21 protein-coding genes are annotated in these 22,006 nt (G+C 45.2%); 10 read left to right on the plus strand and 11 right to left on the minus strand.

What is annotated here, in order from left to right; translation table 11 throughout:
• Positions 1 to 34: 34 nt before the first annotated feature.
• The 5 genes from LMH68_RS17630 to LMH68_RS17650 form a co-directional block, all read right to left on the minus strand.
• Positions 35 to 769, minus strand: coding sequence for a GntR family transcriptional regulator (locus tag LMH68_RS17630; protein WP_017071662.1), 735 nt, complete (start codon positions 767 to 769; stop codon positions 35 to 37).
• A 194-nt stretch (positions 770 to 963) separates the two neighbouring features.
• Positions 964 to 1,650 (minus strand): DNA-3-methyladenine glycosylase I, encoded by a 687-nt coding sequence (locus tag LMH68_RS17635; protein ID WP_017067459.1) that lies wholly within the window; start codon positions 1,648 to 1,650, stop codon positions 964 to 966.
• A gap of 83 nt (positions 1,651 to 1,733) precedes the next feature.
• Positions 1,734 to 2,231: a GNAT family N-acetyltransferase gene (locus LMH68_RS17640; RefSeq protein ID WP_229647925.1), complete on the minus strand. Its 498-nt coding sequence runs from the start codon at positions 2,229 to 2,231 to the stop codon at positions 1,734 to 1,736.
• Between the two features lie 42 nt (positions 2,232 to 2,273).
• Entirely contained in the window at positions 2,274 to 2,900 is a 627-nt protein-coding gene (locus tag LMH68_RS17645) for an HD domain-containing protein (RefSeq protein ID WP_229647933.1), read from the minus strand.
• Between the two features lie 196 nt (positions 2,901 to 3,096).
• On the minus strand, positions 3,097 to 3,756 hold the full coding sequence (locus LMH68_RS17650; RefSeq protein WP_017069081.1) for an HAD family hydrolase: 660 nt from the start codon (positions 3,754 to 3,756) through the stop codon (positions 3,097 to 3,099).
• A 411-nt stretch (positions 3,757 to 4,167) separates the two neighbouring features.
• Here LMH68_RS17650 and LMH68_RS17655 point away from each other — a divergent pair, with 411 nt between their 5' ends.
• A complete protein-coding gene (locus tag LMH68_RS17655; protein ID WP_010432780.1) occupies positions 4,168 to 5,496 on the plus strand; it encodes an anaerobic C4-dicarboxylate transporter in 1,329 nt (442 codons plus the stop codon).
• Positions 5,497 to 5,611: 115 nt separating this feature from the next.
• Here LMH68_RS17655 and LMH68_RS17660 read toward each other — a convergent pair whose 3' ends face one another.
• The 5 genes from LMH68_RS17660 to LMH68_RS17680 form a co-directional block, all read right to left on the minus strand.
• Entirely contained in the window at positions 5,612 to 5,935 is a 324-nt protein-coding gene (locus tag LMH68_RS17660; RefSeq protein ID WP_229647935.1) for a DUF4144 domain-containing protein, read from the minus strand.
• Positions 5,936 to 5,966: 31 nt separating this feature from the next.
• Positions 5,967 to 6,233, minus strand: coding sequence for a Txe/YoeB family addiction module toxin (locus LMH68_RS17665; RefSeq protein WP_017061615.1), 267 nt, complete (start codon positions 6,231 to 6,233; stop codon positions 5,967 to 5,969).
• Positions 6,223 to 6,480: a type II toxin-antitoxin system Phd/YefM family antitoxin gene (locus LMH68_RS17670; RefSeq protein WP_017061616.1), complete on the minus strand. Its 258-nt coding sequence runs from the start codon at positions 6,478 to 6,480 to the stop codon at positions 6,223 to 6,225. Before LMH68_RS17670 ends, LMH68_RS17665 begins: the two co-directional genes overlap by 11 nt.
• A 186-nt stretch (positions 6,481 to 6,666) precedes the next feature.
• The gene (locus LMH68_RS17675) at positions 6,667 to 7,458 is read right to left on the minus strand and encodes a CLCA_X family protein (RefSeq protein WP_017061617.1); all 792 of its coding nucleotides are present in this window, start codon (positions 7,456 to 7,458) and stop codon (positions 6,667 to 6,669) included.
• Positions 7,459 to 7,578: 120 nt separating this feature from the next.
• Positions 7,579 to 8,268, minus strand: a complete 690-nt coding sequence (locus tag LMH68_RS17680) for a flavin reductase family protein (protein WP_017061618.1) — start codon at positions 8,266 to 8,268, stop codon at positions 7,579 to 7,581.
• Positions 8,269 to 8,501: 233 nt separating this feature from the next.
• Between LMH68_RS17680 and LMH68_RS17685 the strand changes: the two genes are divergently transcribed.
• The 6 genes from LMH68_RS17685 (at position 8,502) to LMH68_RS17710 (ending at position 16,520) form a co-directional block, all read left to right on the plus strand.
• Positions 8,502 to 9,833: a ferric reductase-like transmembrane domain-containing protein gene (locus LMH68_RS17685; protein ID WP_229647936.1), complete on the plus strand. Its 1,332-nt coding sequence runs from the start codon at positions 8,502 to 8,504 to the stop codon at positions 9,831 to 9,833.
• Between the two features lie 139 nt (positions 9,834 to 9,972).
• Complete coding sequence (locus tag LMH68_RS17690) at positions 9,973 to 10,380, plus strand: hypothetical protein (protein ID WP_017054885.1); 408 nt, start codon at positions 9,973 to 9,975, stop codon at positions 10,378 to 10,380.
• A 168-nt stretch (positions 10,381 to 10,548) separates the two neighbouring features.
• Entirely contained in the window at positions 10,549 to 11,487 is a 939-nt protein-coding gene (locus LMH68_RS17695) for a LysR family transcriptional regulator (RefSeq protein WP_229647937.1), read from the plus strand.
• 298 nt (positions 11,488 to 11,785) lie between these two features.
• Entirely contained in the window at positions 11,786 to 13,666 is a 1,881-nt protein-coding gene (locus tag LMH68_RS17700; RefSeq protein WP_372127458.1) for a TonB-dependent receptor domain-containing protein, read from the plus strand.
• 14 nt (positions 13,667 to 13,680) lie between these two features.
• Positions 13,681 to 14,595: an alpha/beta hydrolase gene (locus tag LMH68_RS17705; protein ID WP_229647939.1), complete on the plus strand. Its 915-nt coding sequence runs from the start codon at positions 13,681 to 13,683 to the stop codon at positions 14,593 to 14,595.
• 551 nt (positions 14,596 to 15,146) lie between these two features.
• Positions 15,147 to 16,520: a carbohydrate porin gene (locus LMH68_RS17710; protein WP_102320859.1), complete on the plus strand. Its 1,374-nt coding sequence runs from the start codon at positions 15,147 to 15,149 to the stop codon at positions 16,518 to 16,520.
• A gap of 134 nt (positions 16,521 to 16,654) precedes the next feature.
• Here LMH68_RS17710 and LMH68_RS17715 read toward each other — a convergent pair whose 3' ends face one another.
• Complete coding sequence (locus tag LMH68_RS17715; RefSeq protein ID WP_229647940.1) at positions 16,655 to 17,641, minus strand: LacI family DNA-binding transcriptional regulator; 987 nt, start codon at positions 17,639 to 17,641, stop codon at positions 16,655 to 16,657.
• Positions 17,642 to 17,875: 234 nt separating this feature from the next.
• Between LMH68_RS17715 and LMH68_RS17720 the strand changes: the two genes are divergently transcribed.
• The 3 genes from LMH68_RS17720 (at position 17,876) to LMH68_RS17730 (ending at position 21,890) form a co-directional block, all read left to right on the plus strand.
• The gene (locus LMH68_RS17720; RefSeq protein WP_229647941.1) at positions 17,876 to 19,315 is read left to right on the plus strand and encodes a sucrose-specific PTS transporter subunit IIBC; all 1,440 of its coding nucleotides are present in this window, start codon (positions 17,876 to 17,878) and stop codon (positions 19,313 to 19,315) included.
• 173 nt (positions 19,316 to 19,488) lie between these two features.
• Positions 19,489 to 20,448, plus strand: a complete 960-nt coding sequence (locus tag LMH68_RS17725; protein ID WP_229647942.1) for an aminoimidazole riboside kinase — start codon at positions 19,489 to 19,491, stop codon at positions 20,446 to 20,448.
• A complete protein-coding gene (locus LMH68_RS17730) occupies positions 20,445 to 21,890 on the plus strand; it encodes a sucrose-6-phosphate hydrolase (protein ID WP_017069759.1) in 1,446 nt (481 codons plus the stop codon). The genes LMH68_RS17725 and LMH68_RS17730 overlap by 4 nt, the downstream gene beginning before the upstream one ends.
• The last annotated feature ends 116 nt before the right edge of the window (positions 21,891 to 22,006 follow it).

Raw genomic sequence — 22,006 nt, forward strand, 5'->3', positions numbered from 1 at the left:
TTAACCGATGGTTATCAATCGTTTGTTGAATCGTCTATGACTTACTCTTAAGAAGATCTGAGAACACGACATGCAGATCACTAGAAGCTGTGCTGCTGTCTAGGTTGAGCTTCGAACGAATATGGCTTAGGTGTTCTTGCATCAACTCTACGGCTTGTTGTTCATTGCCTGACTCTATCGCATCCAGTAAGCCTGAGTGTTCGTCTAGAGAACAGTTCGAGTGGTTGCCCGTTTCGTACTGAGCGATCAGCAGTGAAGTTTGCGATACCAAGCTGCGTTGGAAAGCCAGCAGTGGCGCGTTCTCTGCCATTTCAGCCAATTTGATGTGGAACTCACCAGACAAACGTAGGCCAGAGCCGTAATCGCCTTGGTCGAAAGCACAGTTCTCTTTCGCGACTAATTTTCTGCATTCTTCTATTTGAGCTTTGGTTGCGTTTTTCACCGCCAGCTCAGTGATAGCAATTTCCATCACTTCACGTGCTTTAAAGATTTGTTTGGCTTCGTCAACCGTTGGCGCAGCAATCACGGCTCCTCGGTTAGGACGGATCACCACAACTTGTTCTAAAGAAAGACGCAGTAAGGCACGGCGGATAATGGTGCGGCTAACGCTAAAGATTTCTGCTAACGCTTCTTCGCTTAATTTGGTGGCTGGTGGCAGCCTTTGTTCTAGTATCGCGTCGAAGATATGGCAGTAAACAACATCGTCTTGAGTCTGGCCTGTTACTTTTGTTTTTACACCTTTGGAGACAGAATTTTTGAGAGCTGTCATAGAGATAAGGGCCCTTGTTTAGTCGAGTTGGGTTGGTCGAGAATAATTCATGAGTATTACTCTATATTGTATACATTTATCTATACAATGCCACTGGATGAAAGTGCGATGCACGCTTATTTGTTAATGACTTATAACATTTAGTTTGCAGGGAACTGTGTGCAATCTTGAGCTTTAAGTCATTCGCCCTAAAACTAGACGCGATTATCGCCGCAGCTGTACGCCACGATCTGGCTGATTTCGCTCAGGCTACGACCTGACTGTTGCTGCCATTCGTTGAAGGCTTTACCCGCTGCCAGTTGTGCTCGCTTGGTGTTACGACCGCTATCAACCACGTCTGTGCTGCGTAGGTGTGCTTCAACATCTGATGACAAGATGAAGGTATCTTTACCCATTTGGCGCAGAGTGTAGGCACCAGTGTTACCGCCTAATCGCTTGCCGTGTTTCTTCAGATAATCCCAAAGTTCAGTGATACGTTCTGATGGCCAGTCGGCAACCATTTGTGAGAAGGAATCCGCCTCACGCTTAGCATTGTGGATCATGGTGGCATTGGCAGGGATGGTCATCACCTTAGTGAGGTGGCGAATAATGCGCGGGTCTTGCGCTTTTTGTTCCCACATTTCATTCGGCAGCATCAGCATTTTTTCGATATTGAATTCAAAGAACACTTCTTCAAATTGCGGCCATTTCTTCCTCACTACATTCCATGAAATACCACACTGGAATACTTTTTCAGTAAAGGCGGCTAGCCAACGATCGTCGGTGATTTGTGATAGCTCGGCTTGTGAAAGGGGCGCACGAACAATTTTTTCGAGTTCGGCCGCTCCGCCTTTGCGGTGAGCTGCACGTTGGTAAATAGTATCGAATTTTTCTTGGGTCATGAAGGTTCCAAATTACATCTGTGTATCTTGAGTATGTAGCCAATGCTTAATGATATGGGGTCAAATCTAGTAATTAAAACGAACTAGCAGAGCTTTAATTCCATCTGATACAAGGGCCACGTTTTGCCATTGAACTCTTTGACGCTCGGCTCTTTGTCGACCACCTGAAAGCCGGCTTTGTCGTAGCAACGTTTTGCTCCGATATTCTGCTGAAATACCGCCAAGCTGATGGTGGTGACATCAGGTATTTGTTTCGCGGCGTCTAATGCACTTTCTATCATTGATTGCCCAAGCCCTTTGCCTCGTTGGTTTGGGTGAATCGCAACTCGGCAGAAACGAAGTTCACTGTCTGACATACGTTGAAACTCCATAAAACCGAGCAAGTCATTAGCATTCGAGTTAGTGCTAGATGTGGAGAATGTGTAAAGCTCGACATGGGGCTCTTGAGAACGTTCAATGATGGAGGCGGCTTCTAACGGCCAACCAAAGGTTCGTCCGCCCCACAGTACATAGTCTTCGAGTGATGTGAACCAAGTGACGATCTCATTGGCATCGGAGGCTTTAAAGCGGTTTATTTCCATATCCTTGTCTCTTCCTTATCGCGTGTCTCTTTTTCTAAACCGCTAAACTTCCGTGCCCAACTGCTCAAGAAAGCCACGCATGTAATCGGTGCGCTTGTTGGCTTCTAACTTGGCTGATTCTGTATTCATGGTTTCTGCTAGCTTAAACAGCTTCACGTAGAAGTGGTCGACGCTGTAATGCTTGTCATCCAAGTCACGATGTTCAGCGAACGGGTCTTCGTGGTTATACAGCTCGGCGTTAAAGCTCTGACCCACATACAAACAGCGAGCGATACCAATTGCACCGAGAGAATCAAGGCGATCCGCATCTTGGACGATCTGAGCTTCTAAGGTTTCAGGTGTGATGTTGGCGCTGTAGCTGTGCGTGACAATGGCATGATGGATCTCATCAAGATAGGACGCGGGATAGTCGATAGATTTGAGGAAAGAGATCGCCTTATCTGCTGCCATTGTTGAGCTTTGGGCCCTGTCTGGGTGGTTCTTAGGAAAGGTGAAGCAATCATGAAGATAAGCAGCAGGTAACACGACTTCAAGCTTAGCTTGTTCTTGATCGCACAAAGCTTTTGCGGTTTTGACGACACGCTTAATATGGCTGATGTCGTGTGCTGCATCTTGTGTCATTTCTTGCTGTGCAAAATCAAGCAGTTGGTCTTCAAACTTTTCCTTCACGCGTCTCTGTCTCCATATTTAGACGTTAGCAATCTTGCTGATTACTTAGCATTTATCCCAAATCGACTTTAACAGTTTCAAGCGCGAGTTTTTATCTTTTATAAAAAGTATATCAACAAAAAAACCGACTCTGTGAGTCGGCTTAATAGAGGGGCTTGTCTACGTTGATAAAAGCATTATCAACGGCAGTCAGAGCTTAAGCTGCAGCTTGTTGAAGCTGTGCTAGCACATCATGCAGAGAAGGGCTGATGGTGTGTCCAAGCGCTTTCACTTCGTCACATGGCTCTACTAAATCAGGGATCTGGAAGCTGATCATGTTGGCTGCCATAGAAGCGCGAATTCCGTTGTTCGAATCTTCGAACGCTAGGCAGGTTTCAGGCGCAACACCTAGGCGTTCAGCCGCCAGCAAGTAGATCTCTGGGTGAGGCTTGCCGTGAGTCACTTCGCAGCCTGTGCTTAATGAGGTGAAGTACGAATCTAGGCCAGCCAGCTCAAGCTTCTTCTTTGCGATATCAAGCTGAGTGGAGGTCGCCACCGCGATTGGAATGTCATTCGATTTTAGCCATTCAAGCAGCTCAATCACGCCATCTTTTACTGGGATTGCTTGGTTTTTAACAATTGCACTGTAGCGCGTGCGCCATTCATTATTCAGCGCTGGGTAATCTAACCCTTCACCGTAACCATTTCGAAAAATCTGTTCGATGGTTTTTGCGTTACAACCAATGATGCCTAGGTAGACATCTTGCAAAAACGGAACACCTTGCGCGTGACATGCTTCTTCAAAAACCTGCATACAAAGTCGCTCGGTGTCGAGCAGCAGCCCATCCATATCAAAAATAGCAGCTTGAAAATTCATATCCGTGGTTCTTAATGTGTTGTCATCGTGAGGGCGGGTATTTTGACATAGTGTCTAGTGATAGGCGAGTCAACGTTCAGTAAGAATATATCCAATCGGCTCGGCAATATGCTTCTGCATGACTTTAAATGTGATTGATTGTGGTTGAAATAATATCGTTCAGTTATGAGCCTTGTGTTTTATAGGCCATCCAGATCTAACAGAAACAATTATGATTATTCCACATAACAAATCTAGCTTGTGCGTCTGGCTTCTTATTACATTTCATAAACTTACAGGTCGGTTTACGTGACCATAATCTTATAAAAAACAATTACCGGGAGCCTGCAATCATAGTGTGACCAAGCAATAAGTAAATGGCTGAGCTTAGGGAGAAAATAACATTAGTCCACATTTTTAGCAGGGTTGCTTATGTTGTATTTTGAGTTTCTATTTTTATTAGTCGTCCTTTATATCGGATCTCGGTATGGCGGTATTGGCTTAGGTGTTGTTTCTGGTATTGGTTTGGTTATCGAGGTGTTTGTCTTCAAGATGCCACCAACCTCTCCACCTGTCACCGTAATGCTGATCATTCTCGCGGTGGTAACCTGTGCTTCGATCCTCGAAGCGGCCGGTGGCTTAAAATACATGCTCCAAGTGGCGGAAAGGGTACTAAGAAAGAACCCGAAACGCGTCACCCTGATAGCTCCGTTCGTGACTTACTCGATGACTTTCCTATTGGGCACTGGTCACGCGGTGTATTCAATTATGCCTATCATCGGTGATGTGGCATTGAAGAACGGGATTCGTCCTGAGCGTCCAATGGCAGCTGCGTCTGTCGCGTCTCAACTAGCTATTACCGCATCACCAATTTCAGCCGCTGTGGTGTACTACCTCGCGCAGCTTTCTGATATTCAACACTCTATTACACTGCTTTCCATTTTGATGGTGACGGTGCCTGCAACGCTGTTTGGTACGTTTTTGCTTTCTTTGTACAGCCTGAAACGCGGCAAAGAACTGAACGACGATCCTGAATACCAAGCTCGTCTAAAAGATCCTGAGTGGAAAAAGCGTATCGAAAGCACCACGGCGACGTCTTTGGATGAAGTGCTTCCAACTTCGGCTCGTAATGCGGTATTGATTTTCCTATTGTCGATTGTCGTGATTGTTATCGTGGCGATGGTGCCTGAAATCAGAACCATCGTTGACGGAGACAAGCCAATCAAGATGTCGGTGATCATCCAAATGATGATGCTCTGCTTCGGCGGTATCATCTTGCTGGCGACCAAAACTGACCCACGTGATGTGCCAAACGGCGTGGTATTCAAATCGGGTATGGTGGCGGCGATTGCTATCTTCGGTATCGCTTGGATGTCGGATACCTACTTCCAATACGCAATGCCTCAGTTCAAGTCTGGCATCGTGGAAATGGTGACCAACTACCCATGGACGTTCGCACTAGCGCTATTCATCGTATCGGTTGTGGTGAACTCTCAAGCAGCAACTGCACGTATGATGCTACCGGTTGGCCTTGGATTAGGACTAGACCCAGCCCTGCTTATCGGCTTGATGCCAGCGGTTTACGGCTACTTCTTCATCCCGAACTACCCATCAGATATCGCAACGGTGAACTTCGATGTCTCTGGCACCACCAAGATTGGTAAGTGGTACTTCAACCATTCATTCATGTCGGTTGGTTTAATCGGTGTAGTAGGCGCATGTTGCTTAGGCTACGCACTGGCACAGATTTTTATCGCTTAATGTATTAGCTTTCTTTGAGATAGCTAAGACAACAAACAAAAACAGCGCCTAAATTGGCGCTGTTTTTGTTTAATCTGTCTTGGGGATTCGCTTTGATACGAGCTCTTAAGCAGTATTAGCGAGCCTCAAAAGCCAAAGACTGAATCGCTTCTTCGATAGTTAGGAAGTGGATCTTCATTAGGCACACTTCGGCTTTCTGGAACTCGTGATTTCGAATCAGTTTGGTCACGCTCTCAACCGAATACTGGTCTGCTAGTTTAGCTAGAGACAGTTGATTTGAGCTTGATTGCAGCGAGTAGCTGTCGCCAACTGAATCGATGAGGTAATCATCTTCGCCCAAGATCATGTCTGAGCATTCTGCTTGAAATTCGTGTTCGGATGCGACGTAAATAAGCTCATCATCACCGTCGAGTTTTACCAAAGATGGCCAACTGATCATTACTGCCCTTTCTATGTGCTGCTTACTGCTTTTAATAGTGGTGACGACAAGCAATTATATAAAAGTTATCGTCATCTGCTTTATACACTAATCGATTCTTGTCATCGATTCGTCTTGACCAAAAGCTAGACAGGTTGCCGACTAGTGGCTCCGGCTTTCCAATCCCTTCAAAGGGCGTTCTTTTGGCGGCTTCAATCAACTTATTTAGTTTCTTGAGCGTTTTCTTGTCTTGGGTTTGCCAGTATAGGTAATCTTCCCAAGCATTATCTGTAAATACAATCTTTCGATCATTCGTCATTATTCAATTCTCGAACGGTTGTATTTCCGGCTTCGAGTTGAGCAATAGATTCAGCCAATCTTTCAGCGTTTTTAGGCGAGCTCATTAGGTACAAGGTTTCTTGCATTGAATTAAAATGATCAAGAGACATGACCACTGCATCTTCTGAATCTCGTCTGGTTATTACCGTAACATCAGAATCGTCTACCACTCTATCGAGCACAGACTTAAGGCTATTTCTGGCCTCAGTAAAAGAAACAATATTCATCACTTATTTACCCTGTTGTTTTTGGATATGTTTAATCTTTCTATATACACAGAATAGTTAATCATTCATGAATTAACTATTCTACATGTTCCGCTTGTTGTACATGTTATATCAGAGGTTACACATGATCAACTTATGGTACATGTCATTCATTGTAAATATGCAGAGAGTTACTGACTCAAAATGCTATTTACTCAAAGATCGGCCTAATGGTGCGAAGTAACCTTGCAGGGCTTGGTATATCTGTTCTCGGTGCGCCATATCAGGATACACGGGGTACATATCAGGCTTGGTTGTGCCATCCACTAGATAAGCGTTCTTGATATCGGAACACGATTCAATCACGGATTCAAAAGCGCGCGCCATCATCTCTGTGGGTAGTGAGAAGTAACGGGCAGACATCGCTTTGTCGGCAATCACACTGCGAGCCACATAATCGTGTTTGTCCAAGTTATTGTCGCTAAGCAGTGTGGCATCAAACAGAGACATCAAACTTTCGTTTAATGGATGAGGTCGCACTGTTCTATCGTGCAACCAACAGTCGCTGGCGAACAGGATCTGCTTGCGAGGGCCAGAGGTATCGCCGATTTCAAACGCTTTCTCAGCGATATAGTGGTCAAATGCATGCCAAAACTCGTGAGCGAGCGCGCCAGCTCCGGCATTCTTCGCGAGGGCTAATTCTCGTTGGTTCGGGGCATAGTGTGCTTGTACGCCTTTTCTGCCGCCACTGCCGAACGCTAAGCCTAATGTGCCGCGAAGGCCAATCGCTTCTGGTGGCAAAGCCAAGATGTAAGCCAAGTCGGCTAGCGAATCGAATATTAGATTTGCGGCCAACTCTTTTTCTTCTTTCGTCACCCAAGCACCCACACGAATGCTGCCCATACCGAAGGTTTGTTTGATGTCCATGAATGACACCTGATCGCCATGTCGGTAGTCTGGGCCTTCGCGCGTTTTGTATTTAAAGTGAGTTAACTTCAAAAGGGTCCTTGGAAACAGACGTAAGAATGAATAGTGTGCTCAGTGAGATGCGCCTGTGTGAGATGCATCTCTTGGAATTAAAGGACGTTAGCACTTTTGATAGCAAATTGCCGAACAAAATTAGTTTAGATTGAGTTCGAAAGCTTCCCATGAAGTTGGGTTACCTTCACGAGTGAGTGGAAAGAGTGGCTGTTGTGGTTTTGCATAGCTTAATCGGTGCAGTCTTTGAGTTACGTGGTAGCTATCAAGCCCTGATACCGTGACCAAATCCAACGCTTCTAAATCAAGGTAGCCATCCGGCATCACGGCGCGTTTGGGTGCGTGAATCGTTATAACTTCACCGATCAACATTTGCGTTTGATTGCTTTCGATTGTTATCTGTTCTTTGAACGCTAACCCTATCTTTAAACTGCTCTCCAAGACGAAGGGAGCGGGGAATGTGTCGTCATAATAGGCCGTTAAGCCGACCGCGTTGAATTCTGAGACTGGTTTAGGGTAGCGAGCCGAGGTTTGATGGGCCTTTTTAACAAAGTCAGCACCAATGCTGTTAACGGTGAAGTACTTAGTTTCTAGGATGTTTTCTAGCGTATGACGTCGGCTTTTATCTGGGCGAACAATAAAACCAAGCAGCGCGGGATCAGACCCTAGGTGAATGACAGAGCTCACTATCGCAAGGTTTTCAAGCCCCTGTTTATCACAAGTACCAATTAGGTTGGCGCTTTTAAATCCAGATAGGGAGTTAACCAAACGAATGCGGTGGCGCGGGTCCATTGTTTGGATATCTTGTTTAGAAAGGGTCATGTCCTTCATATCTTCTCTTCTTCTCATTTATTGTTATCTTCGAGCATGCTCACTAACGGACTTATATGTACGAAGAATCCGCTTTTATCGATCAAAGAGCGCTTATTGGCCGTGGGCAGTTTGTCTCTTTTATCTCTGCTACAGCACAATGAACGAGATCCTTTGCATAGATTTACGTACGTTGACGTCCCTTTACATCACAGGAGCTAAAGTAATGATGTCGTCTTTATGAGTGTTAACAAATGAAAACAGTCCGCAATATCCTTTGGGCAATGATTGCCACAATGTCAGCCTTTTGGTTTGCGATGGAACCGCAATTATTCGCTTCAAGCGATGTCTTTGAATGGCGCTCAGCCATGATTCAGTACTCAGGTATTTTGTCTCTGGTGTTAATGTCCATCACAATGATCTTGGCGATGCGTTTGCCTATGGTTGAGAATTGGCTGAAAGGTATGGATAAAGCATATCGAGTCCATAAATGGCTCGGTATCGGTGGTGTTGCACTGGGTGTGACACACTGGTTGTGGTACCAAATACCTAAGTCATTGGTGGTGTCTGGTGTGTTAGATAAGCCTGTTCGACACGATGGTTCAGGGCCGCAAGCTGTTTTGACTGGATGGGAGTTATGGGTCAATGAATTACGCGGTATTGCTCAGAGTATTGGCGAGTGGGGCTTCTACTTGTTGCTCATTTTACTGGTGGCGTCACTATGGGCGGCAGTGAAGTACAAACCGTTTAAATTGTCGCACCGTCTGATGTCGGTTGCGTACCTGTTTATCGCTTTCCACTCAGTAATCCTGCTTAAACGAGCGTATTGGGGAGAACCTATTTATTATCTAACTGTGGCATTTGCTTTGGCTGGGTCTATCGCAGCGATTTACAGTTTGTTGGGCTTGGTTGGGCGTCGTAATCGTCATTCTGCTTCTGTCGTTTCCACTCGCTACTTTCCCAAAGCTGAAGTGATGGAGTTAGTGCTAAAGCCAAGTACATCATGGCGAGGACACAAAGCAGGGCAGTTTGCTTACTTACGCTTCGGTAATGAAGACCCGCACCCGTTTACCATTGTTTCGGGAAGCGAAGATTCAGAACTGCGTTTCTTGATTAAAGAGTTGGGTGATTTTACGAATGGTCTTTATGAACGAGTTAATGCGGGCGATGCGGTTACGGTGGAAGGGCCTTATGGTCGACTTGAGTTTGACCTAAACAAGCCACAAATTTGGATTGCTGGTGGTGTCGGAATAGCGTCGTTTTTTGCAACACTTGAAGCGCTCAAAACAGAACGAGATCATCCTCGTATTCAACTGTTTTATTGTACTCGCGGTGTTGATAAGCAATTAATCGATGAGTTGTGGCACCTAGCACACGCGGTTGGTGTGAAGTTGACCGTGATAGATACCTTGCACTCACCGCGGCTAAACGCCGGAAGAATTGTCAATCAATGTGGCGACCTCAACGAGTACGAGATGTATTTCTGCGGGCCGGAGTTGTTCTCTACATCACTGAAAAAAGAATTAGACACCTATCAATTTGATATTGAAAAGCACTACCACGAAGAGCTGTTTGTGATGCGTTAAAGCCAACTATTGGAGCTGTGATTGTTAAATTAGTCAATCGGCACAGTGTAAAAAGGCGTAAAGTCACTCAATTTGTTATTGCAGCGGTTTGCTATTGAGCGATACCATATAGGGCTGTTTCTTTGGTAAAGATGTAATTATGTCAGATGAAAAACTCGCACTCGAATGGATGCGCCAACAAGCTCATAAAGTTGACCCATACGTTATCGATCCATCGTTTGATGAATGCGTTGAGTTGCTTGATCCTGCCTTCAAGAAAGGCAAGAGTGTTGCTCAACTCAAGTATCTGTTATCAGAAGCAGATCGCCGAGCGGGCGCGGCAGAACGTAAGCATGCGGCTTTAAAATACGCCAAAGAGAAAAGCCCAAATGCTGGTCAAATCTTGCGACTGCAAAGCAAGCTTCAACAAGTTCAGTTGGCTCTCAAGCTTGCCACTGGCGATAACAATATGACCATATCTCAGTTCTGTGCGGAGTACGATGTCTCTAAGCGTGACGGCAATACGGCATGGAATGAAAAGTTGGTGGAGCAGGGTAAGAGAAAGTAGCGATCTCTATTTCTATTTTTTGATTTAGTCGTTTTTCTATTGAACTTTAAATCATGCTCGCAGAGCCGTTAACTCGGTATCTTGAACCCCAATCATTGATATGCATTGCCGTGGTTTGAGCGCGGCGTATTGTCTCAACGATGCCCTCATTATTTTGGTGACGCACTCATGAACCTCTCCCAGATTGACCTGAATCTTCTTTTCGTTCTTAAGCATTTACTCGAAGAAAAACACGTCTCTAATACCGCAATGTCTCTGAACATGAGCCAGTCTTCGGTAAGTCGTACGCTACAAAAAATGCGTACCTTCTTTGATGATGAGCTGCTGGTACGTAAGAAGTATGGCTATGAGCTGACCCCAAAAGCAGAGTCGATTAAAAACGATATCAACACCGTTATTACTAACCTGGAAAAGTTGGTTCATAAGCAGTCGTTTGACCCAAGCAAGGTTGATAGTACTGTGAAATTTTATGGCTTACTGCCTCAAATTAATACCTTAATGCCCAAGGTGATCGCTAAGATCCGCAAAGAATCGCCGAACATGATCGTGAGTTTAGATTCTGCGCCCAAGCGTCATTTCGAAGCCTTGGTCGCAGGTGATGTGCACTTTGCCTTATCTTCGCATCAGCCACCTTCTGCTGAGCAAAATATCTATCGTATGACAGTGGCGAAGCGCACGTTCCGTTTGTTGATGAGCCGAGAGCACCCATTGGCGAATGAAACTCTGACCCCACAAAAGCTGGCGGAATATGATTTTGGCCAAGTCTCTCTACAAGGTGAGAAAAGGCTCTCTTTCGAACACAAATACCAAGAACTCGGTTTAGCCAATAAAAAGCAGCGCCTGTCTGCACCTGTGCAGTTGAGTAACTTCAGCTCGGCGCCAAGTATTGCTGCTGAAACCGACATCATCTTTCACCTTCCAACACCTTTTGCAGAAGCAGCGTGTCATGATCCCCGCCTGATCACCAGAGAAGTCCCAGAAGAACTCCACTTGAGCTTTCAAGAAGTTTATTTGTACTGGCACAAGCGATTTCATGATGACCCGATGTGTGAATGGGTACGTGAAATATTCAAAGACCTCTATGTAGGCAAAGATACGTACTCTTAAAAGAGAGTGACTTCTAGTTAAGTAAGCACCGAAGTCTGAGTGATTTGAGAGCCGTTATTCGCAACATCATCAGTTTCATATCAAGCATAAGATGAAGGTAACTATCCGTCTGGCGGATAGCGATATTCTATTTTGGCGATAGCATTATGCTTGAAGCGAATGATTTACGCCGCTCTAATTGAGAATAATTATTAAATGCAATCTCAATTTAAGTAGAGCCAAGATGAACACTATTCAAACGTTTACTCGTTCCCCCCTTTCTAAGTCTATAGCTGCTGCGTGTTTTGTATTCCCTGTGATGGGCTTTGCTAACGAACAAGTAAATCAAGTTGATACCGAAGCTTTGACCATTGAAGCGACGACTATGGAAACCATGGTTGTGACAGCAGCTGGTTATGAGCAGGTTGTCACTGAAGCGCCAGCGTCGATCAGCGTGATTACTCGTGAGCAGCTGGAAAACCGATCGTATAAAGATCTGACAGACGCGCTGCGTGATGTACCTGGTGTGATAGTGACAGGTGGTGGTTCGAGCCAAGACATTTCAATACGTGGTATGCCTGCAGAATACACGGCGATTTTGGTCGATGGACGCAAGCAGTCTGGCCGTGAAACACAACAAAACAGCAGTGGTGGCTTTGAGCAAGATTGGCTACCACCTCTAAGCGCGATTGAGCGAGTTGAAGTCGTGCGTGGCCCAATGTCGACGCTTTACGGTTCAGACGCGATTGGCGGTGTGATCAACATTATCACTCGTAAAGATTATCAAGAGTGGTATGGCAGCGTACGTGGTGAAACAACACTGCAAGAGAACTCAGACTCGGGCAATTCATATCAAAGCCAAGTGCATCTAGCGGGCCCTCTTATTGATGGCTTGTTGAGTGCTTCTTTCTCTGGTTTATATCAAGAGCGTAAGGAAGATGAGATTCTTTACGGATACGGAGGCAAAACATTAGAGAGTTACCGTGGCGCACTACACTTGACGCCTACGGATGACGATACTTTCTCGTTTGATTACACCTATCACGATCAAGAACGAGTGACGACGGATGGAAAATCGAAAACCACAGATTCTGAGCGTGTGAACAATCGTCAATCATTGGGCCTATCTCACTCAGGCAACTACGACTGGGGCTCGGGCACTTCATACATCAACAATGAAACGGTTGAGAATGAAGGCGGAGAAATGGAAGTGGAAAACCTGACTCTGAACTCACAATGGTCTATGCCTGTGCTTGAGGCGCACTACCTAACTATCGGCTTCAACTATACACGTCAGGAGCTGACAGATTCTGCAGAAGATCATGTCTTCAAAAATAACCAATGGTCACTGTTTGCGGAAGATGAATGGTACATCACCGATTCTTTTGCTCTAACAACTGGCCTCAGATTTGATCAAAATGACGTGTTCGAGTCTCATCTGAGCCCTCGCGTTTATGGTGTGTGGAGTGTCGACTCATATTGGACAGTGAAAGGCGGTGTTTCAACGGGTTATCGAGCACCAGGCTTAACTGAGATGGAAGCGGGTTGGGCGCAAGAAAGTTGTGGTGGCGACTGCTCGGTTTACGGTAATCCTGATCTAAAAGCCGAGACGTCAGTGAACAGTGAAATGGGCGTGTACTTTGTTGGCGATGCCGATTTAAGCTCGAACTTCACCGTGTTCTACAGTGACTTTAAAGACAAGATCGACAAGAAAGAGCTGAGCACTAACTGTGGCCGACGTGGTTGTGATTCTACCTACGTGAACATTGAAGACGCGATTACTTACGGTGCTGAATACACGATAAATAAAGGCATTACCGAGGCGATTTCTGTCGGTTCGACGTATACCTATACACATACTGAGAAGCAGTCCGGTGAAGATGAGGGTAAGCCACTAACGCAAATTCCTGAGCATTTAGCTACCGTAAATGCAGATTGGCAAGTACGTGATGATGTCCAATCTTGGATACGAGTGACATACCGTGGCAAAGAGTCAGAACCGACAACGAGTAGTTCAAAAACACAATACGAAGCGCCATCAATTACTTATGTTGACTTAGGTGCCAACTGGTATGTGCAAAAGAACCTTAAGGTGATGGCTGGTATCTACAACCTATTTGATGAACAAACCGATTACGAAGAGTTTGGCTACGTTGAAGATGGTCGTCGTTACTGGTTAGCAGCAGAAGCGTCATTCTAGATAAGAGGTTCATAATGAAAAAGATAACAAAATTACTGATGCTTTCATTTGTTGGATTATCGGCTGCTAATGCTAATGCTAATGCTAATGCTAATGCTAATGCTAATGCGGTATACACAGTAGAAAAGGACATCTTGTTTAAGACGGTAGAAGCACGAGAGATCAAGCTTGATCTCTACCTTCCCAAAACAGAAGCAAAGGTTGATGGAAAATATCCGTTGCTCGTTTGGGTACATGGCGGTGCGTGGAAGCGTGGCACTAAAGACGATATTCCGACTAAAAACCCGTTGTTGCTTAATTCTGTTTTGGATGAAGGTTATGCGTTGGCTGCGGTCGATTATCGTTTAAGTGGCGAAGCAACTTTTCCAAAACCAGTCGCGGATATTAATGATGCTATTAACTATCTTCATGACCATGCTAACAAGTACAATCTTGCCGCCGATAACGTGGTTATGATGGGGCGTTCAGCTGGTGGTCATTTAGCGGGATTGGTCGGCGCAAGTAATACGTACGGTGACATTAGCTTTTACTCAGAACCTAAGTATCGAGTGGCTGGAGTTGTAAGCTTTTTTGGCCCGACGGACCTGCTGGAACTAGGTAATAAAGGGAACAGACCAACCAGTAAAAAGTCGTCGGTGTCACGCTTTTTAGGTGATATCCCGAGTGAAGTACCAGAGCTAGCGGCACAAGCTTCAACGACCAGTTATATAAACAGTGATGCTCCGCCTTACATTCAGTTCCATGGAACACTGGATAAGCGAGTGCCTTTAGCGCAAAGCCAGATCCTCAAACATGCTTTGGACAAGTACGGCATTGAGAATCAGCTGTTTATCGAGGAGGGTGTTGGTCATAGTGCTCCAATTTTTGATACCGATAAGTATGTACCGCATGTGATTGCGTTTTTAAAGCGACATTATCCAATTAAATAATCTCTACTTTTGTGACGTTACAACGCGCTAGAAAGCATTCATTGAGCCATTTAAAGCCAAGTTGATCACTAAGGTTCAACTTGGCTTTTTTATTGGAAGCTTTCATAAGTATCTGGAGTCATTTCTAACTTCCCTTTTATGATTCGATCGTCATTTATTAGATCGAACAAAACCGTGTTCACCTTCGATAATCGAGTTATTCATCAGTTAAAGGTGGTGGTTATTGTGTGTTTCATCACGCTTTGTTCATAACTGACTCTAGCTTATCGACGACCTTGATAAAGGCTTCAATGTGCGCGATACACTATTTTTCGCCCATTAATCAATTTCACTTGTGACAAAGTTATCAGAATTATGCATTTTCGGTAACGTTCCCGAAATTATCGATCTATCATCCACTCAGATACAAAAGTGAAGTAATCAACACGACTGATTTCTATTTCTTCTTCGATATAGAGCTTATACATCAAAAGTATAAGCCGAAATGTGCTTACGAATTGTTTTGGGAACGTTTGCAAATAATCCAAAACAATTAACGTGAGAACATCAGAATGAAACGACACATTTTAGCGGTTGCTGTAACAATGGGGCTAATGACTACATCGGTATTAGCAAGTGAAGACGTTGCAGCATTAGAGCAACGTATTAATGAATTAGAACAAAGGGTTGCACAAACAGAGCAGGTCTCTACCGAGGCCAATGAAAAGGCTTCTTCGTTTGAGTTTCACGGCTATGCTCGCTCTGGGTTATTGATCAACGACGACCTAAACGGCGCGACAGGTACTGGTCCTTACATGACAGCGGCGGGTGCCATTGGAGCTCCAATTGGACGTCTTGGTGTTGAAGATGATCATTACGTTGAAGCGAACTTGATTCATAAGCGATTTGCAGACGATGGCTCTAGTGCTTTGTTTCGCATCATGTTGGCCGACAGTACTGAGACAAATAACGAGTGGACTGCCAGCGAAAGCCAGTTGAATGTGCGACAAGTGTATTCAGAACTGAACCGTCTGAGCATGTTCTCTGAATCTGAAGCGTTTTCTGAAGCAACGTTTTGGGCGGGTAAACGATTCGATCGCGACAACTTTGATATTCACTTTTTCGATTCGGATATTGTCTTCTTATCAGGTACTGGTGCGGGCGTTTATGACGTTCAGATGAGCGACAACTGGAAAGCGAATTTCTCTATTTATGGCCGAGATTTTGGTGAGATTGATAGCTCGTCAACAGATGTAGAAAACTACATTGCAACCATGAATAACCGTATTGGCCAATGGCAAGTGATGTTGAGCGGTATGACCTCAGCAGACAACGATAGCCGCCTAAATGGCGCAGCTGAAAGCGGTGTACACGCAATGTTTGCGTACCATGGAGACAACTTCTTTGGTCTGAGCGAAGGCTTCTCTAAAACGGGTATGTTAGTGGGTAGTGGCCTAGGTGCAGAGCTAAAAGGCATCGGTTCAAATGGTGATCTACTGGATGACGCGAAAGCCGTTCGCCTGTTTAGCTACGGTGTCACTCGCATTGGCGACAACTGGCGCTTAGCACCTGCATTAATGGCAGAGCATAGCCAAGACCGTTTGAAGAAGAATGACGAGTTCACATGGGCTTCTTTAAACGTTCGATTAGCTCAAGAGTTCACAGAGAACTTTGAGATGGTTTACGAAGGTTCATTGCAATACATGGATTTAGACAACTCGACAGAGCAAGCGAGCGGCGGTTTCTACAAAGCGACAGTTGCACCAACACTCAAGCTTTCAACTAGCACTGGTTTCTTTGACCGACCAGAACTGCGTTTCGCTGTGAGCTATGTGGATTGGAGTGAAGACCTAAATGGTTACTCGATCAGCACTGAAGCAGATGCTGCAACGATGGGAGAGGGCGGCGAGGTTCTGTTTGCACTGCAGATGGAAACTTGGTTCTAATTGCTTGATATATCGTTTAGATAGAGAGTGTTACTCATGATGTGATAGTCGCATCAGCAAATGCCAACCTTATCGTTTCAACTCGAAGGTTGGCATTTTTTATCTTGGGATAACCTGATCTCTGAAATAAATCGCTAGCAAGACTCTCGGTCAATAGTGGTGAAGGTCAACACCATCTTGCTCATTTCAAAGCCTTTTTTCTCAATACGGTCGAGTAGCAGCTTGGCTCCATTTTCTCCCGCTTTATCAAACGCATAGTTAAACGTAGACAGCGTTGGTGTGCATACTGAAGCGAGCTCATCGTCACCTACACCGAGCACCAATATATCCTTTCCTGGAACGAGCCCTGCTTCCTGAATGGCTCTGATCGCACCGATTGCGATACGGTCAGTGGCGCAGAATAGGCCGTCGAGCTTGGTGTGCTCCTTGAGATACTGCTTCGCCAGTTGGTAACCTGATTCTATGGTGAAGTCGCCACGGGCGTGAAATTGCAGTGTGAGGTCGTTAAATTGAAGCGATTGAGCGAAGCCTTCCGATCTCATCTTATCAACCGCAATATCATCACCTTGCACACCGATGAATCCCATATGCTTACAAGCTTTCGCTATGAGGCGATTACCCGCTTCAAACCCTACGCGAGTGTCGTCGTGCACAATGCTTGGGATGTTAAACATTGACCCGTCTTGACCAACCAATACCACGGGTACGGCAGAGCTTTGAATCGCTTTGACTAATTGGTTGTCGAGGTGGGTCGCGTACAGGATGATGCCTTCAACACGCTTCTGGTTAAATATCTGAATATATTCAAGTTCTTTATGGTGTGTTTGGTGTGTGCTCGCTAATAATACATGCTTGCCCGCTTGCTCTAAGACGGCGGTTAAACCATCGACACCCTGAGAGGTGGCATGGGAAGAAACCCTAGGAACAATCACGCCAACCAGGTTGGTTTTTTGGGACTTTAAGTCTTTAGCGACTTGGTTTGGGAGATAGCCACACTCTTCAACCGCTTTACGCACCTTCACCTTGGTCGCGTCTTTTACGCCATACTCATCATTGATTACTCTTGAAACCGTCGACTTGGAAACTCCAGCGAGACGAGCGACATCATGAAGACTAGCCATTATTCATTATCCAATTGTAATTTTAGTTTTGGGATTGTTTGCAAACAGAGCATCAAATTTACCTGTTATTAGGGGATTTTAACCCTGTCTTCTTATCCTAGGGAGATAATTTGAAGATCATTCTCACATTATTGAGCAGTTATCTTTGATCATTTGTTATTTCTAGGCAAAAATTTGTTTTGCAAACGTTCCCGAAAATTCAAAAGCTCAAATGATAATCCAATGGGGTATGTAATGAATTATCCAAAAATAGCAAAAGAGCTGCTTTCTCTATTAGGTGGTAAAAGTAATATCACCGCACTCGCACACTGCGCGACTCGTCTGCGTCTTGCTGTCGCAGACCAAGATAAAATTGATGAACAGGCGATTGATAACCTAGAAGGGGTCAAGGGCCAGTTTAAAGTAGCCGGTCAATATCAAATCATCTTTGGTTCAGGCATCGTCAATCAAGTTTATGCTGAGATGGCAAAGCTGACTGAGATGACAGAGATGTCGACTAACGATGTGGCGTCTGCAGGGGCTGAAAACCAAAACATCATACAGCGCGCGGTTAAAGGCCTGTCTGATATTTTTGTACCAATTATTCCTGCGATTGTAGCTGGTGGTTTGTTGATGGGTATCTACAACCTATTGACGGCTCAAGGTTTGTTCATTGATGGCAAATCTTTAATTGACGCTAACCCGGGTTTGACCGACCTAGCAAACATGATCAACACATTTGCTAATGCACCTTTTGTGTACTTACCTATTTTATTAGCATTCTCAGCGAGCAAGAAATTTGGTGGTAACCCATACCTTGGCGCAGCTTTAGGTATGTTGATGGTTCACCCAGACCTTCTTAACGGTTGGGGCTTCGGTGGCGCATCGGTGGCAGGCAATATTCCGGTTTGGAACATTCTAGGTTTCGAGATAGAGAAGGTTGGCTATCAAGGTTCTGTACTGCCAGTTCTCGTTTCTGCGTTTATTCTCGCGAAAATTGAACTTGGCCTGCGTAAAGTCGTGCCTTCAGTTCTGGATAACTTGCTAACGCCGCTACTGGCTATCTTTGTGACAGGCTTACTCACATTCACCGTTGTTGGTCCATTGACTCGTGATATCGGCTTCCTGCTTGGTGACGGCCTAAATTGGTTATACAACAGTGCTGGCTTCATTGGCGGTGCGGTGTTTGGTTTGATTTATGCGCCGTTTGTTATTACTGGTATGCACCATAGCTTTATTGCTATTGAAACTCAGCTGCTTGCGGATATCGCAACGACTGGCGGTACGTTCATCTTCCCTATCGCGGCGATGTCTAACGTGTCACAAGGTGCAGCGGCACTGGCGGTTGGTTTCATGAGTAAAGATAAGAAAATGAAAGGTATCGCGATTCCTTCTGGTGTGACTGGCTTGCTTGGTATTACTGAACCTGCAATGTTCGGTGTGAACTTGAAGCTTCGCTATCCATTCATTGCTGCGGTTTGTGCTGCTGCGGTTTCAAGCGCATTTATCACCATGTTCAATGTGAAAGCACAAGCACTGGGTGCGGCGGGTATTCCTGGCATCATCTCAATATCGCCAGAAAAAATTGGCTACTACGTGGTAGGTATGATTATCGCGTTCGTGACTGCCTTTGCGCTGACCGTTGTTTTAGGTCTGCGTGAGAGCAGTAAGCAAAACATTAAAGCAACAGCTTAACGTTTATCCCTAGAAGTGAAGCCCCCTTTTCATTTCCTAAGCTTTGGGGTGCTAGCTAGGTGATTTAGCTTAGCTAGCCTTTTTATATTTTTACATGATAGCGTGAAGTGTCACCTTGCTTTTGGTTGCTACTGCTTTCGGTTGTCATGATTTTCAGTTTTAAGGTAAGAAAGATGAATCAAGTTTGGGTAACTGGAGACGCCGTCGTCGACCTCATTCCGGAGACTGACGCGACATTATTGAAATGTCCGGGTGGTGCTCCTGCCAATGTCGCGGTTGCGATTTCTCGCCTTTTAGGCAAAAGCGCCTTTTTCGGCCGAGTGGGTAACGATCCGTTTGGCACTTTTATGGAAGTGACTCTGCAAAAGGAAGGTGTGAATACCGAGCGTTTGGTGAAGGACCCTGAACAACGTACATCAACCGTGGTGGTTGATCTTGATGACCAAGGCGAGCGCAGTTTTACGTTTATGGTTAAGCCAAGTGCCGACCAGTTTATGTCTGTTGAAGACATTCCCGAATTTAAGAAAAACGAGTGGCTACACGTCTGCTCAATCTCTTTGGCTAATGAACCAAGCCGAAGCAGTACCTTTGAAGCCATTCGACGCATGAAAGCCGCAGGCGGGTACATCAGTTTCGATCCAAACCTTCGCGATGAAGTGTGGCACAACCCATCTGAAATAAAATCTGTTGTCATGAAAGCGGTTGAGTTGGCGGATGTGGTTAAATTCTCTGAAGAAGAACTGGATTTCTTAACCGATTCAACTTCGATGGAACAAGGTTTGGCTAACATTGCAGATCTTAACAACACGCTTGTTCTGGTTACGCAGGGCGCGAAAGGCGTTTGGCGAGTATTTGAAAACCAAGGTGTGTTGATTTCAGGTCGCTCAGTGACGCCAGTGGATACCACGGGTGCAGGCGATGCTTTTGTTGGCGGTTTGCTTGCAAAGCTTTCTCAAGATGATGAGTGGAACAATCAACAAGTCGTCGATTCTGCAATTCAGTGGGCGAATGGGTGTGGTGCACTGGCGACCACGCAAAAAGGCGCAATGACCGCACTTCCAACGCAAGAAGCTCTTACTCAGTTTATTCAAAAAGACTCTTCAAATACGAATGCCGTAGAGGAGAGTGTATGAGTTTGAACTCGAACTGGACAGTAGAGCAAAGATATCGCCGTATAGAAGATATTTCTCTAGAGAGTATTGATGCGATGGTAGAGCTTCGCAAACAAGACTCTGGCTATCCAAGCTACCATATTGCGCCTAAGTTTGGTCTGCTTAATGATCCGAATGGTCTGTGTTTCTTTAATGGTGAACACCACCTATTTTACCAATGGACGCCAGTTGGCCCCGTCCATGGTATGAAGTACTGGTACCACCTTTCTACCAAAGACTTCGTTCATTTCGAAGACCACGGCATTGGCTTGCACCCAGACCAAGATTACGACTCTCACGGTGTTTACTCTGGTGGTGCATTGGTTGAAAACGACAATGCATTGTTGTTTTTTACAGGTAACAAGCGCGATGGAAATTGGTTGCGAGTGCCAACTCAATGTTTTGCCAAGATGTCTGCTGACGGCAAAATAGAAAAGCACGGCGTGGTTATCGAAAACGATCACTACACCGAACATTTCCGAGACCCAAAAGTGTGGAAACAGGGCGGCGATTATCTGATGGTTGTGGGTGCTCAAACGCCTCAAAATACTGGCTCTATGGCGCTATATTGCAGCCGAGACCTGATGAATTGGCAGCACAAAGGTCCAATTCAAACTCGTTACAACAACCTTGGCTATATGTGGGAATGCCCAGATTTCTTTGAAATAGAGAATCAGTCGGTGATGCTGTTTTCTCCACAAGGTGTGTCTAGCGAAAATCCATACGATTTCAAAAATATCTACTCGGTGGCTTATATCGTCGGTGACCGCCTAAATCTCGATTCGGTAGAACTGGAAAACCACCAAGATATTGCGCAACCAGATTATGGCTTCGATTTCTATGCACCACAGACTTATTTAGATGATACAGGCCGCCGTATTCTGATTGCTTGGATTGGTCTGCCTGAGATTAATACACCATCTAATGAGTATCAGTGGGCGGGCATGTTGTCGTTACCACGCGAACTTCAAATCCAAGATGGCTATCTTGTTCAGTCTGCTTTACCTGAATTGAAAGCGCTACAGGGTGAAGCTGTGGTGGTTGAAAATGCTCTTGAATTGGATACAACCAGCTTCATGGTTGAGCTCGAAACTGATACTGACGAGTTTGAGTTTACACTTGCTAACGTTGCGGGTGATAACATCGTGTTCAGTGCTACAGAAAAGGAGTTCATGCTTGATCGCAGTAAGATGTCTCAGCTCTACGCGGAAGAGTTTGGCTCAGTGAGAAAAGCACCGAGGTTGAGCACCAAGCAAACCATCGAGGTTTATGTTGATAAGTCAGTGATCGAAATCTTTATCAATGGCGGTAAGCACACAATGACCAGCCGTTTCTTCATTGATGACTTGAGTTCATTGTCGATGACTGGTGACGTGAACACCGTTTATCACTCGATGAACCCAATTAAAGGGTTGGACAACTAACCTCCGCTTATCTCCATCAAGAAAGCCGCTGATCAACAGCGGCTTTTGTTTGGTCTGCGACATCACTATTGTGCTAACTCTTTGACCTTGTCCATTCCCCGTAGCCCTGAATCTCA

The sequence above is a fragment of the Vibrio sp. F13 genome, assembly GCF_020806305.2.
GTDB classification, from domain to species: domain Bacteria; phylum Pseudomonadota; class Gammaproteobacteria; order Enterobacterales; family Vibrionaceae; genus Vibrio; species Vibrio crassostreae_C.